This window comes from Cohnella boryungensis (assembly GCF_042651945.1).
Classification (GTDB): Bacteria; Bacillota; Bacilli; order Paenibacillales; family Paenibacillaceae; genus Cohnella; species Cohnella boryungensis.
In genome coordinates, this window is sequence record NZ_JBHSED010000021.1 from 47,693 (window position 1) to 61,402 (window position 13,710).

Annotated in this window: 11 protein-coding genes; 9 read left to right on the top strand and 2 right to left on the bottom strand. The window is 48.5% G+C overall.

Features of this window, described 5'->3' with window-relative positions:
• The first annotated feature begins 142 nt into the window (after window positions 1-142).
• The 4 genes from abc-f to ACFO1S_RS12735 all read left to right on the top strand — a co-directional run bounded on the left by abc-f (window position 143) and on the right by ACFO1S_RS12735 (window position 6,110).
• Window positions 143-2,062 (top strand): ribosomal protection-like ABC-F family protein, encoded by a 1,920-nt coding sequence (gene abc-f / locus ACFO1S_RS12720; protein WP_204605317.1) that lies wholly within the window; start codon window positions 143-145, stop codon window positions 2,060-2,062.
• Between the two features lie 217 nt (window positions 2,063-2,279).
• Complete coding sequence (locus ACFO1S_RS12725; protein WP_204605318.1) at window positions 2,280-2,957, top strand: response regulator transcription factor; 678 nt, start codon at window positions 2,280-2,282, stop codon at window positions 2,955-2,957.
• Window positions 2,954-4,318: a sensor histidine kinase gene (locus tag ACFO1S_RS12730; RefSeq protein WP_204605319.1), complete on the top strand. Its 1,365-nt coding sequence runs from the start codon at window positions 2,954-2,956 to the stop codon at window positions 4,316-4,318. The genes ACFO1S_RS12725 and ACFO1S_RS12730 overlap by 4 nt, the downstream gene beginning before the upstream one ends.
• Window positions 4,319-4,406: 88 nt before the next feature.
• Window positions 4,407-6,110 carry a S41 family peptidase gene (locus ACFO1S_RS12735; RefSeq protein ID WP_204605320.1) on the top strand — a complete coding sequence of 568 codons (1,704 nt, stop codon included), beginning with the start codon at window positions 4,407-4,409 and terminating at the stop codon, window positions 6,108-6,110.
• Between the two features lie 219 nt (window positions 6,111-6,329).
• Here the strand turns inward: ACFO1S_RS12735 and ACFO1S_RS12740 are convergent, their stop codons facing one another.
• Window positions 6,330-6,995: an ArsR/SmtB family transcription factor gene (locus ACFO1S_RS12740; protein WP_204605321.1), complete on the bottom strand. Its 666-nt coding sequence runs from the start codon at window positions 6,993-6,995 to the stop codon at window positions 6,330-6,332.
• Between the two features lie 27 nt (window positions 6,996-7,022).
• A complete protein-coding gene (ytxJ, locus tag ACFO1S_RS12745; RefSeq protein ID WP_204605322.1) occupies window positions 7,023-7,361 on the bottom strand; it encodes a bacillithiol system redox-active protein YtxJ in 339 nt (112 codons plus the stop codon).
• A 380-nt stretch (window positions 7,362-7,741) separates the two neighbouring features.
• Between ytxJ and ACFO1S_RS12750 the strand changes: the two genes are divergently transcribed.
• From ACFO1S_RS12750 to ACFO1S_RS12770, 5 genes are all read left to right on the top strand, one after another.
• Window positions 7,742-9,031 carry an MFS transporter gene (locus ACFO1S_RS12750; protein WP_204605353.1) on the top strand — a complete coding sequence of 430 codons (1,290 nt, stop codon included), beginning with the start codon at window positions 7,742-7,744 and terminating at the stop codon, window positions 9,029-9,031.
• Between the two features lie 606 nt (window positions 9,032-9,637).
• On the top strand, window positions 9,638-10,414 hold the full coding sequence (locus ACFO1S_RS12755) for an SDR family NAD(P)-dependent oxidoreductase (protein ID WP_204605323.1): 777 nt from the start codon (window positions 9,638-9,640) through the stop codon (window positions 10,412-10,414).
• Between the two features lie 39 nt (window positions 10,415-10,453).
• Window positions 10,454-11,344, top strand: coding sequence for a fumarylacetoacetate hydrolase family protein (locus ACFO1S_RS12760; RefSeq protein ID WP_204605324.1), 891 nt, complete (start codon window positions 10,454-10,456; stop codon window positions 11,342-11,344).
• Window positions 11,345-11,388: 44 nt separating this feature from the next.
• Entirely contained in the window at window positions 11,389-12,540 is a 1,152-nt protein-coding gene (locus tag ACFO1S_RS12765) for a CaiB/BaiF CoA transferase family protein (RefSeq protein ID WP_204605325.1), read from the top strand.
• On the top strand, window positions 12,537-13,694 hold the full coding sequence (locus tag ACFO1S_RS12770) for a CaiB/BaiF CoA transferase family protein (protein WP_204605326.1): 1,158 nt from the start codon (window positions 12,537-12,539) through the stop codon (window positions 13,692-13,694). Before ACFO1S_RS12765 ends, ACFO1S_RS12770 begins: the two co-directional genes overlap by 4 nt.
• Window positions 13,695-13,710: the final 16 nt, after the last annotated feature.

Genomic DNA, 13,710 nt, shown 5'->3' on the forward strand with positions numbered 1-13,710 from the left:
TTAATCATACGATTTCACAACTCGCGAAAAGGCTCCTACCTTAACCTGAACGGATCGAACCGGACTGGACGTAGGGAATTTTCCCTGCGTCCTTTTTTTATGGTACTCAGACGGGTAGGGCCTCGTATTAGGAGGAACCCACTTGTTAACGATAAATTGTCAAAACGTAAAGAAATACAACGCCGCCCAGCTCGTCTTGGAAAATGTAACCTTCGAACTGCATCACGGTGAAATAGCGGGGCTCGTCGGTCGCAACGGGTGCGGTAAGACCACTCTGCTACGCATGATCGCCAAGCTGGACAGACCGGACGAAGGAATGTTGGCTGTTCGAAAGAATGCGCGTATCGGTTATCTTCAACAAATACCGGAATTGGAAGCCGGTACTACAGTCATGGAAGTGCTGGTAGCCGGGTTCCGAGAACTGCTCGAGTATCGGGAGCGGATGACAGTTCTCGAATCGGCGATGTCATCGCCGGATCTGATTCCGGAACATTTAGAGGCCTTGCTCATAGAGTATGCGAAGCTGCAAGAACGCTACGAACTGGACGGGGGCTACGAGCTGGATACCCGAATCGATCAGATTGCAGATGGCTTACGCATTCCTCGGGAATGGTATTCCCGGGAATACCATTCTTTGTCTGGAGGCGAGAAAACAAAAGTAGGTCTCGCCTCGCAGCTACTGATGGAGCCCGGACTTTTGCTTCTCGACGAACCGACGAATCACCTCGATTTGGCTGCGGTGGAGTGGCTAGAAGAATTTCTGCTGAAATACAGAGGAGCTTGCCTAGTTGTTTCTCATGACCGCTACTTTCTCGACAGAGTCGTTACAAAGATCGTGGAGCTTGAGGACGGCGAATCGACCGTGTTCCATACGAACTACACTCAATATGTGAAGGAGAAGGAAGAGCTGCTTCTTCGGCAGTTCGATGATTACCAAGAGCAACAGAAGAAGATCAAGAAAATGCGGGAGACATTTAAGCAGTTGATGGAATGGGGGAGAATCGGCGATAACGGGAAGTTTTTCCGGAGGGCGGCCAGCATGCAGAAGGCGATCGACCGAATAGAGAAACTCAAACGTCCCGCAATCCATCGCAGGGATGCGGAGTTCGAACTTCGGCCTTCCGAGCGGTCCGGGAAACAAGTCGTCATCCTCGATGGCGTGGAGAAGCAATACGGGTCGAAAACCGTTCTGGAAGGTGTAACGGGAGAGCTTCACTATGGCGAGAAAGTGGTGCTGAACGGAGACAACGGCTCAGGAAAATCGACTCTTCTGAAAATTATCCTTGGAGAGGTCTCCGCAGACGGTGGAGATGCGGGACTCGGCATCCGAGTCGAGGTCGGTTATCTCGCTCAGCAGCAGATTCCGGATAATGCGGAACAGTCCGTATTGGACTACTACCGAGGGGGAGCCAGGCTAGAGGAAGGTGAAGCCCGTAACCGATTGGCTGCTTACCTTTTCTACGGCGCTGATGTGTTCAAGCCTATTCGTCTGCTCTCAGGCGGAGAATGGACACGTCTAAGGTTGGCACTGCTAGTGCACAGGAAGCCTAACCTGCTCATTCTGGACGAACCAACGAACCACATGGACATCGCGTCGAGGGAGGCGCTTGAGGAAGCGCTAGAGGATTATCCAGGTACGATTCTGATTGTGACCCACGATAGGTATCTCATGAACCGTCTGGCACAGAAAATATGGGAACTGAATCGAGGTCGTCTAGCGGTTTATCTGGGCGGATTTAATGAATATAGGGCGGAAAGCCGACGCAGGATGGTTATGTCAATCGAGGGCGAGGTGAAAGAGCGGGGGCAATCGCGGTCGGAACCGAATCGAACGTCGTCGGTCGCAGTTCGAAGAGAGAAGGGGGGGCAGCGCGGCAGGAAGCTTGAAGAGGAGATCGAAGTGGCGGAACGACGACTTGCAGAGCTTGAAGCCGCGTTAGGTGAACTGGGGCAAGACACGAAAGCGGTATCCCAATTGGAGAGGAACTGGACGGAAAGAGAGGTTCTTCGAGAACAACTGGATCACCTGATTGAGCGGTGGATGGAGGAACAGGGGGAGTAGTCGGCGTTTAGAAAAAGGGACTGTCCCATAAGAGACGGCCCCTTATAATTTGCCGTTACAGACAGCGCGGTGAACCGTATCATAAATAGTGTTGCAACGGAATTGAAAGTAGATTTCGCAATGTTAAATTTGCAGGTGTATGCTTAAGTTATCGCTTCGTCCGATAAAGTAAGAGTAATGGTCAATTACGTCAGACAGAAAGGGGAACGAAGGGGTCATGGCCAGAATACTTATCGCAGACGACGATGTTCATATTCGCAAGCTCATAACCTTGTATTTGCGGAACGAAGGGTTTGATCCAGTCGAGGCGGCAGATGGTATCGAGGCGCTTACCGTCATGGAAAATTCGTTAGTCGATATCGTCATCCTAGATATTATGATGCCGCATATGGACGGATGGGAGCTATGCAGAGAGATCCGCAGGCTGTATCCGGAAATTCCGTTGCTGATGGTGACGGCCAAGGGGGAAGCGAACCAAAAGGTGAAAGGCTTTCAGCTTGGGACGGATGATTACGTGACTAAGCCTTTCGATCCCGTCGAGCTTGTGATGAGGGTAAAAGCGCTGTTGAAGAGGTATCGAATCGCTTCCTCCCAGGTCGTTCAATTAGGCGAAATCGTGCTGGACCGGCGAGCCCTCAAAATCATCCGCGAAGGCGAAGAACTTATATTGCCGTTAAAAGAGTTTGAGCTTCTGTTCAAGCTGGCCTGTCATCCAGGACAAATATTGACCCGAGAGCAGCTTATCGTGCAAATTTGGGGGATGGATTACGAAGGCGACGACCGAACCGTCGATGTCCACATCAAGAGAATAAGAGAGCGTTTCGCCGAAGATGCCGACCATTTCCGTATCGAAACCGTTCGCAGTCTCGGATACCGGCTAGAGGTAAATAAATGACGAGGTCTTTATACGTCCGCGTCGTGTTAACATTTTTGGCTGCCATGGCAGTAGGCTTGGTTGTCTCCGTTCTTGCCGGGCTAGCCCTGTTTGAGGAAAAAATAGACCGAATAGGGCAGGACGATATGGTAGCGGCTGCAGAGGAGATCATTCGAGTCTACGAACAGACGAGCCCGGAAAATCCGGATGAGTTCATGCAAAGCATGGTGCGGCTGACCTCCTACTCCATTCAATTATACGCCGACTCTGGAGTCATGAAATCATTCAAGTTCAGCTCCGATACGGACGAGCTTGCAATTTCACAGGAATCCAGTCGAAAAGTCATCGAGGGGGCGATATACCGGTCAACCTCCAAAGACAAGATGACGTTCATCGGGCTGCCCTTCCAAATCGGCGGCGAGCGTCAAGCTTTATTTTTGCTGCCCTCATCCAAAAACGAATCGACCCTCATTCACATGATGTTGACCATCCTTTTATTTGTTCTGATTACGGGAAGCATCTGCATTCTCATCGCCGCCGTCTATGTTGTAAATCCAATCAAGACGCTTACCGCCGCGACTAAACGACTTGCAAAGGGCGATTTCGACGTGGAATTGGGCGTCAAGCGCAAGGACGAGTTAGGAACTTTGGCTCGCAGCTTTAATGAGATGGCGGTTGATCTTAAACAATTGGAGCAGATGCGTCAGGACTTTGTCTCGAATGTGTCGCACGAGATCCAGTCTCCGTTAACGTCCATTTCCGGTTTTGCGAAAGCGTTGAAGGATATGAATCCGATTGCCGAATACGAGCGCGTTCAGTATCTGGATATCATCTTGACGGAAAGCGGCAGATTATCCAGACTCAGCGATAATTTACTCAAGCTTGCGTCCCTTGATTCCAATCACCATCCTCTGGAGTACACCGCGTTTAATCTTGACGAGCAAATAAGACAGGTTGTAGTGAACTGCGAGCCCTTATGGTCGGGGAAGAACATTCACATTGATCTGGACTTGCCTCAGGCTGAAATAACGGCCGATAAGGATCAGCTTAACCAAGTATGGATGAACCTGCTGGGCAACAGCATCAAGTTTACGCCTGAAGGCGGATTCATTCATATTCTAATAAGGACTCGCATGGATGAATATATCGTGACTTTATCCGATTCCGGAATCGGCATTGCGCCTGAACAACTCAGCCGCGTTTTCGAGCGTTTTTACAAGACGGATCGGTCCCGGAATCGCAGCGGCGGCAACGGTCTTGGACTCGCCATCGTCCATAAAATTGTCGCTCTTCACCAGGGCAGCATTCGTATTGAAAGCAATGTCGGACAAGGGACTAAAGTCGTCGTTAATCTGCCGGCCATTCCATCTGTCAGAACATAAATCAGTTCATGCTCCGTTCATATTTCCCCCATATTCTTCCGTATGTATCTCGCAGAATACAGAAGAAAATGAATGGAGGAGACGGAGAATGAGCGTTATTGGCACGATTGATTCGGTAAAATGGTTGACGGTTTATGAGCTGGTAATGTGCATCATCAATTTATTCGTATTGACGATTTATGCGGTTCCTATCAAGAAACATTACAGATGGTTTGATTTTTTGCCCAGCGCGGGCCTGCTTGCATCCCTTGCAAGCATTGCATCCGGAGACACTACGATTCCGGCTCTAATCATCGATTCGCTGACGCTGATCCTGTTTGTATGCACAATCAAGAGACTGTTTAAGCCTAAAATCTGGACTGCTCCGAGGAAGAAAGTACTCAGGGGCGTTAGGAGCGTTATCTGCGTATGCGGAGTTGTTCCCATTGTGTTTGTGTTAATGTACGAGGGAGTATTGCGGTACAACCCGGTTAGCGATTTAAGCGGAATGAGCTACTCCGAAGCTTTCGTGAAAATGAACGAGAGATTATCGCGGGAGTATCCGTTCGGGGAATGGAAGAAAATCGACTGGAATGAGCGTCGAAGCAAGTACGAGCCGATATTCAAACAGGCCGAGAAAGACAAAAACTTCGATTTGTATTATATAACGTTAAGAGAATATTTATTTTCTCTGCGGGACGGACATATCAAAATCGTTAACGACAATGTGTACGACGGGAATGAGGTTTTTAAGAAAGAAGTTGGCGGCGGCTTCGGACTAAGCACCGTTCAATTGGATAACGGCAAGGTTCTCGTGAGTCTGGTTTTGGAGAATAGCCCCGCCGAGAAAAGCGGAATTAAGCTGGGCGCGGAAATCGTCATGTGGGACGGGGTAACCGGTAAGGAAACCTTCAACCGGACGATTTGGAGCGAGACCAGCATGGCTACGGATGAGGTGAAGAGGTTCAATCAGGGGCGTTTTATGGTTCGGGCGCCCATCGGCAAGGAAGTGCAAGTGGAATTTCGCAATTGGGGAGAGACGGAGTTCGTCCGAACGAGTCTGACGGCTTATGACGATCAATTCGAAACGCTCAAGAAGACGAAAACCAAATTCACTCAGGCCGATTTGGATGCTTCCCCAATTGAAGGCGAGCTTCTGGACAACGGGTACGGTTATGTGAGAATCAAGCATTTTCTCCCTAAATCAAACATTACCGCCCCCGAAAAAAGCTTGGCGGACCTATTAAAGATGTTTCAGGACAAGCGCGTAAGAGGCTTGATTATCGATCTGCGGAACAATCCAGGCGGGGAGGATCAGCTTGCCGCTAATCTGGCCGGTTTCTTCGTTAAAGAGGAGAAGCACTATGAATATGTCAGTTATTACAACAGATATACGGGAAAGTTTGAGCTGAACCGGAATGAGGTTATTAGGGTCAAGCCTTCAAAGCCTTATTTTGATGGGAAAGTGGCCCTATTAGTCAACAGCAGAACCGGTAGCTCGGGAGAAGGAATGCCTCTTGCATTAAAAGGATTGCCTAACGTCAAAATTGTAGGGTTTACATCTACAGCCGGTTCGTTTGGACTTATGAGCAGCCCGATTGAAATAAAAATGCCAGAGGGGTACATCATTCAATTTCCAGATGGGAGGTCACTCAATCAAGACAAAGTGGTTCAGGGCGACGCTGACCAATCTGGGTCCGGGGGCGCGGTTCCCGACATTAAAATCCCTCTAAACGAAGAAACGTTCAAGGAAAGCGTAATGAACGGACAGGATGTCGAGTTGAAGTATGCAATCGAAGCGTTAGAGAGATAATCTAAGGGAACCACTCTATTATTCGCTGAAGCGGCGGCAGCCCCCGTAGCATAAACGAACAAGAAGGGCCTGTAAATTGTTCTGCGTACTATGGAATCAAAATCGGGCAGTGCGACTTTTGAGCGTTTTGTCTAAGGGAATATGGAATTTCACAGAAAACCAGCCTATAGCGGCAACATTTAAGCAGCTACAGGCTGGTTTCATAATCGAAAGCATCGATTAAGCAAAATGCTCCTGCCATTCATTCAATCCCTCATCCATCTGATAGGCTTTAAATCCTTCGGCCTGCAGCTTTTGTGCCGCTATTGCGGAGTATACACAGAGCGGACCTCTACAATAAGCAATAATCTCGGCATCCTGAGGCAGTTCACGTATGAAGTACTCCAGTTCCTCCATTGGTACCGATATAGCGCCTTCAATATGGCTAATTTCAAATTCTTCTTTCGGTCGTAAATCCAAAAGAAGTATGGACTCCGTATTTAACTTTTCCATCACTTCATCCATCGTTAGAGTTTGAATGTTGTCTAAGTTATTCATAAAATCGCCCTTAAGTCTTGCAATATCCGGAATTTGCTTCTCGCTAATCCTCCATAGCGAAGTCATGAAGTCAACAATAGCAGGGTCAGCCAAGGAATAGATAACGTGTGTGCCTTTCTTTGTGAATTTAACAAGTCTGGCATCCAATAAAACCTGTAGATGACGAGATACATTTGCAAAATTCATGCCCGAGGAAGAGGCTAACTTCTCCACCGTTTTTGATCCTTGGGACAATAAGTTCAGTATTTCCAAACGCTTATCGCTCGACAGGCATTTTCCGATTCTCGATAAGTGTCTATAGAGCTCTTCCTTTAAGATATTCGCAGAGTCCAACATATTATTGGTCATAATTCATTTTCCTCGCTTCTTGAAAAGTTAATCTAACACTGCGGTCATATGCGCCTTCGTAACAGACCAATGCGAGGCAGTCCAGTATTTGGCTCTATCCTTTACATAAATGATTTGTGGAGATTCATGCTTCACATTCAAATCTTCCGCTATTTGGTTGGATACCGGTCGCGATTCGATGACTTTGATCATGACATAATCCAATTTTTCATTCGGTGTATCTTTTAAATACTGTTCATATTCTTGAAGTGCATTAGCACTTACCGGGCAAGTTGTACTATGCTTAAGAATTACTTGTCCACGTTCAGATGACTTACTCAAAACCTCGTTCCATTCCTCAATACTTGTAATTTCAATCCAATCCATATGAAGGACTCCTTTCGTTATCAAACCGATTAGTCTAGAGTTTTTATATAGTGTACATCAAGCTGTTCAATTATTCAATTGAGCATAGCGTTCCATAACTGAACTGTAAGGAGGTAAGAAAAAGATGAATCTATACCGCATACTAAAAGGAGGTTTTTCAGATGGGAGCAACTGCATTAACGAGGAATACGTTTCAAAATTCAATTCAGTCTGGTGTAATGAGCAGACGAACTGGCTTCGCAATCCTCATTAGAATGCACTTGACGAAGCCAGCGTTCATAACTATAATTCAATAGAAAAATTGAATATTAGAATTTAAAGAAGAATTATCGTGGCTCAAAGAGAGAAGGAGAATACAAATGCTGGAGAATCCATTAGCTATGGGGGATAAAGTGCAAAATCTGCCCCCTTCCATTTTGGAGTATGTAAATTCATCGGAGAAGCAGCGTCAGTTACATGTAAAAACAATGAAGGTAGTCATTTTATCACAAATTCTTGCCGGATCGGGATTAGCGGCAGGAATCACCGTTGGCGCATTGCTTGCGCAAGACATGATTGGTTCGGATAGCTATGCTGGAGTGCCCACTGCGCTATTTACATTGGGTTCGGCTGGTGCCGCTTTTGGGATCGGTCGCCTTTCCCAACGCTGGGGACGACGGCCCGGACTGGCTATTGGATTCATTACAGGCGGTTTGGGAGCCATCGGCGTTGTACTCTCAGCGCTAGTAGACAGTATTCCTTTACTTTTTCTTTCGATGCTGTTATACGGAGCGGGCACGGCTACAAACTTGCAAGCGCGATATGCAGGTACGGATTTGGCATTGCCTGCACACCGGGCAAAAGCGATAAGTATGGCTATGGTATTCACAACGTTTGGTGCCGTTGCCGGCCCGAATCTAGTAAACCTGACTGGACGGCTTACTACTTCCTGGGGCGCTCCTTCGTTGTCAGGGCCATTCATGCTCGCAGCCGTGGCTTATATTGCAGCCGGCTTGATCCTTCTTATTTTTTTGCGGCCTGATCCGTTCATTGTCGCAAAGGCCGTTGCTGAAGGGCAAAGGGTCAAGGCTATTCCTAACCAAGAGAAACTATCCCATGCTCAAGAAAACACCATAAGTAAAAAAGGCATTGCAATTGGAGCAACCGTCATGGTTCTCACCCAGATTGTGATGATTGCCATTATGACCATGACTCCCGTGCACATGCAACATCATGGTCACGGCTTGGGCGAGGTGGGGATAGTCATCGGCATTCATGTTGCTGCGATGTATCTCCCTTCTCTTATTACTGGTGTTCTCGTCGATAAATTTGGTCATATTATCATGTCGTACGTTTCCGGATTTACGTTGCTGTTGTCAGGTTTACTGGCAGCATTTGCGCCTGGTGATTCTATGGGGTTGCTGGTTCTGGCGCTTGCGCTTCTTGGATTGGGTTGGAACTTTGGCATGATTAGCGGAACGGCGGCGATTGTTGATGCAACGCCTCAGCAGGTTCGTGCAAAGACCCAGGGCACGGTGGATGTTTTGATCGCTTTAGGGGGAGCCTCTGGAGGCGCATTGTCCGGTATGGTTGTAGCGCAATCCAGCTATACGACACTTTCTTTGGCTGGAGCTTTCCTATCCTTACTGCTGATTCCAGTCGTCGTTTGGTTCCGAACGAAGAAAGCTTGAAGCCTCCACTTTTCTCCCGATGTTGAGCTCGCAGCGTTACCGCATATCGAATCGCCGAAGTATACAGGAGTGGAATTTAACATGACACAGCATGAACCCGTGATAATTATTGGGGCAGGATTGAGTGGCCTGAGAGCAGCCTCATTGCTTACCGCTCAAGGGATTTCAAGACTATCCAAGTTATGGTCCTCCTGCGGGTATGCAAAGCTGGGACAAGAAGATCATTTTTGCAGGTACGGAAACCGCTCGTACTCAAGGCGGACATCTGGAAGGCGCGCTCAGATCCGCTGATCGAGCCGTATCTGAAATTATAGAGCGATTCAAAACGAATCACTTATAGGCGCATATGACTTAAATAAAAACGATTAAATTGAAAGCACTGGCCTTTTGATCGGGTATTTCCCGAAAGGCCAGTTTTTTTAACGATACAGGCTTTATAAGTTTTACGTATATTCTTCCCTGTATCGTCTCCGCAAAGCTTCTCCGGCTGTCAGAGGACACCGGAGGCGTTTTTGCTTGGTTGTAGGACGATTGACGAAAGAAGGAATTTGATGATACCATTCATATATAAAAACATATTTAATATATGAAATAGAGGTGGCTGTGATGCCGAGATTGGCCAACAAAGTGAGTTTAATTACCGGATCGGGTTCCGGTATAGGCAGAAGCGCTGCGCTCTTGTTCGCTTCCGAAGGAGCAACGGTAATCGTTAACGACCTCAGCGAGGAGAGCGGTCTTGAAACAGTCCGTCTAATCCAGCAAGCAGGCGGCGAAGCCTTCTACATTAATGCCGACGTTGCCGATCCCAATTCCGTAGCTGAGATGACGGAAATCGCTATCGGCAAGTATGGAAGAATCGATGTTCTGTTTAACAATGCGGGCATCAGCGGAGTGGGCGCCATCCACGAAATTGAACCTGAGTCCTGGGATCGTGTCATCCGTGTAAATCTTAAAGGCGTCTTCTTGCCGTGCCGATCTGTGCTTCCACATATGATGGAGCGACGCAGCGGCTGCATCATCAACATGTCTTCTTGTATCGCTGAGATCGGTCTTGCCAGAAGAGCCTCCTACGCTGCAACTAAAGGAGCCGTACTGGCACTTACCAAGTCTATGCAGGTTGATTACGCACCGTATAACATTCGAGTTAACGCACTATTACCAGGTACAATAATGACCCCATTTGTTGAAAAGTACTTAAGTGAATCCTACGAAGATCCCGAAATAGCGATCGCGGCGATCAAGACTAGACAGCTTAGCGGTGAACTCGGCCGCCCGGAAGACGTAGCCCGTGCCGCACTGTTTCTGGCTTCTGATGAATCATCGTTTATGCTCGGTTCACCGCTTTATATTGACGGTGGCGTCGTATTTGGAAAAAATGCTTAAAGAATATCAAACAACATACCGAGAGGCGGATACAACAAGATGAAGCTGTTATCGTTTTATAAAGAAGGAGTCGCTGTACTGGGGATCAAGACAGACAGAGGAATAATTGACGTTAATGCCGCACGGGAGAAGAGCGGACTTCCTTCGCCGACATCGACGATTGAGGCCGTAGAAGCAGGGACAACTGCGATCCAGCAGCTTGAGGCTTTGACGGAGCATGCACTTAAGAACGGGCATAGCTTGCTGGCGGAGTCTGAGATCGAATATGCGCCTTGCATTACGTCGCCGGGCAAGATTATCTGCGTCGGCTTAAATTATCGCAAACACGCAGATGAGACAAATGCGCCATACCCTGAGTATCCAATTCTGTTCAATAAGTTTGAAAACGCACTCACCGGACATCTCGCGGAAGTTACCGTGCCGAAGGTTACAAACGAGTTGGATTACGAAGCAGAGCTTGTCATTGTCATTGGTCAGCGTACGAAAAATGTCGACGAGGAAAACGCGCTTGCGAACGTCTTCGGTTATTGCGCGGCCAACGACTTATCGGCACGTGATCTGCAAATGCGTACAGCACAATGGATGCTTGGCAAAACTTGCGATGGATTCTGCCCCCTGGGTCCCTATCTTGTAACTGCGGACGAAGTGGGGGATCCCAATTCACTTGGAATTCGCACTTATGTGAACGGGGAGCTTCGTCAGAACTCAAATACTTCGGATATGATATTCAGATGCGACGAGCTAGTTAGCTACATTTCTAAACATATGACTCTTGAGCCGGGTGATCTTATTCTAACGGGAACGCCAGAAGGAGTCGTGCTGGGGCTACCGTCTGATCGTCGCGTTTACTTGCAACCAGGAGATTCTACTACAGTCGAGATTGACCAACTTGGCAGTCTAACCAACCGCTTTGTCGTAGAGCTCAGCTAATCGCAGAATAACAAGAGAATAAACATCGATAAGGAGACGCAGAGATGAGTCTGTTGGAAGGTTTGTTGGTGCTCGATTTCAGCCAGTACCTAGCTGGTCCATTCGCAGCAATGCGGTTGGCCGATCTCGGGGCTCGCGTGATTAAGATCGAACGTGAGGATGGAGGTGACGCAAGCCGCGGATTAACCCTATCGAACTTGAAGGTTGACGGGGATAGCACCGTGTTTCATTCCATGAACCGCAATAAGGAAAGCTACGCAGCCAACCTTAAGAATCCGGACGACTTGCTCAAAGTGAAGAGACTTGTTGAGAAAGCGGACGTATTAATCGAGAATTTTCGCCCTGGCACAATGGAGAAGTTTGGGCTGGAATATGAATCGGTAAAGCGGATAAATCCGAAAATTGTATATGCCAGCATCACCGGCTATGGAGCGGAAGGACCTTGGAAGGATAAACCGGGTCAGGATTTGCTCGTGCAAGCTCTATCCGGCATTCCGTGGCTAAACGGCACCTCGGATCAGCCGCCAATGCCGTTCGGTCTGTCTGCCGTCGATATGTTTGCTAGTGCGAACACGGTACAGGGGATCCTGGCTGCGCTAGTACGACGCGGCAGGACTGGAGAAGGCGGTCTTGTCGAGACAAGCTTGATGGAAGCGGCATTGGATTTGCAGTTCGAGGTCTTGACAACTCATCTAAACGATGGCGAAAAATTGCCGGTTCGAAGTCGACTTAGCGGTGCACACGCCTATTTGGGAGCGCCCTACGGCATTTATGAGACCAAAGATGGCTTCCTAGCGTTAGCGATGGGTTCTGTTGTTCGACTAGGCGAATTGCTGAGCTGCGAGCCTTTAACCCGTTACACTGACCCTAATAGTTGGTTTGAACAACGGGACGAGATTAAGGCTATTCTCGCTTCACATTTGCGAAACCGTCCAACCCGGGAGTGGCTGACTGTACTGGAAGCTGGAGGGTATTGGTGTGCCGAGGTGCGGACGATGAAGGAAGCGCTTCATCACGAAGGAGTCCAAGCGCTTGATATGGTGATAGAGGTAAGTCGTCGTAATGGCGCAACACTGCGGACGACGCGATGTCCGATTCGTATAGACGGCGAGAGGCTCGTTTCTTCGAAAGCTTCACCGGTATTGGGAGAGGACACGTCCGCCATCGATCTCGAGCTAGGAGAAGCATGGAAATGAGCCGCGCCGACAAACCGCTCGCAGGGTTGACAGTCGTTGATTTCAGCCAGTTTCTATCCGGGCCCTACGCTGGACTTCGACTTGCCGATCTCGGCGCACGCGTCATCAAGATCGAGAACCCGAGTGGCGGCGATTTATGCAGGCGACTTTACATTTCTAATGTGGAGATTGAAGGCGATAGCTCGCTATTTCATGCGATCAACCGTAACAAGGAGAGCTTCTGTGTCGATTTAAAAGACGAGAGAGGGAAAGAAGCTCTTGCTCGTCTTTTAGAAAAGGCGGACGTCGTCATTCAGAACTTTCGTCCGGGAGTCATAGAGAGACTTGGGTTCGGTTACGATGCGGTACGAAAAATAAATCCGAGTATCGTTTACGGTTCAATCAGCGGTTACGGAACAGTGGGCCCCCTGATGGGGATGCCCGGGCAGGATCTTCTTGTGCAGTCGCTTACCGGTTTAGCAAGATCAGGGATGCGCGATCTCGGTGACGGTAATCATGACTCCCCACTGGCATATGGTCTTGCGGTCGCTGATATGGGAGCGGGTGCGCTTCTGGCGGAAGGCATCCTGGCCGCGTTAGTTCGACGTAGTGTGAGCGGACGAGGAGCGCTTGTCGAGACGAGCTTGCTTGAAGCAACTCTTGACTTGATGCAGGAAGCATTCTCTGATATTCTTGTTAGCTCATCGGAGGCAAATGAAAAGGGGCAAGTGAGCGCTCCAGCCGGGATCTACCGGACAATGAACGGTTATCTTGCTATTGGAAGAGGCTGCTCGCAGACAAGACTGATTCAAGCCATAGGTATGGAGGAAGAGAAGAAACGTACATCCGATGCCGTAAATCAACTAGAATGCATAGAGGACGTTCGGCAATGGATTCAGGCGAAGCTCACTTCTCGGTCGACGGCGGATTGGCTAATAGCGTTGGAGCAGGCGGGAATCTCATGTTCGGAGGTAATGGACTGGAACGGTCTACTTAAACATGACGGTTTCCGCGCTTTGGAGATGAATCAGACTGTTCAAAGATCCAGCGGAAGAACATATCGCGCTCTACGTTGCCCGATTCGGATCGATGGCAGACGATTAACCTCAGTAACCGGGTCTCCCCGCATTGGGGAACACAACGAAGCTATCTTACGAGAGCTTAATACTAAGTGACAAGTTAAATAGGGGG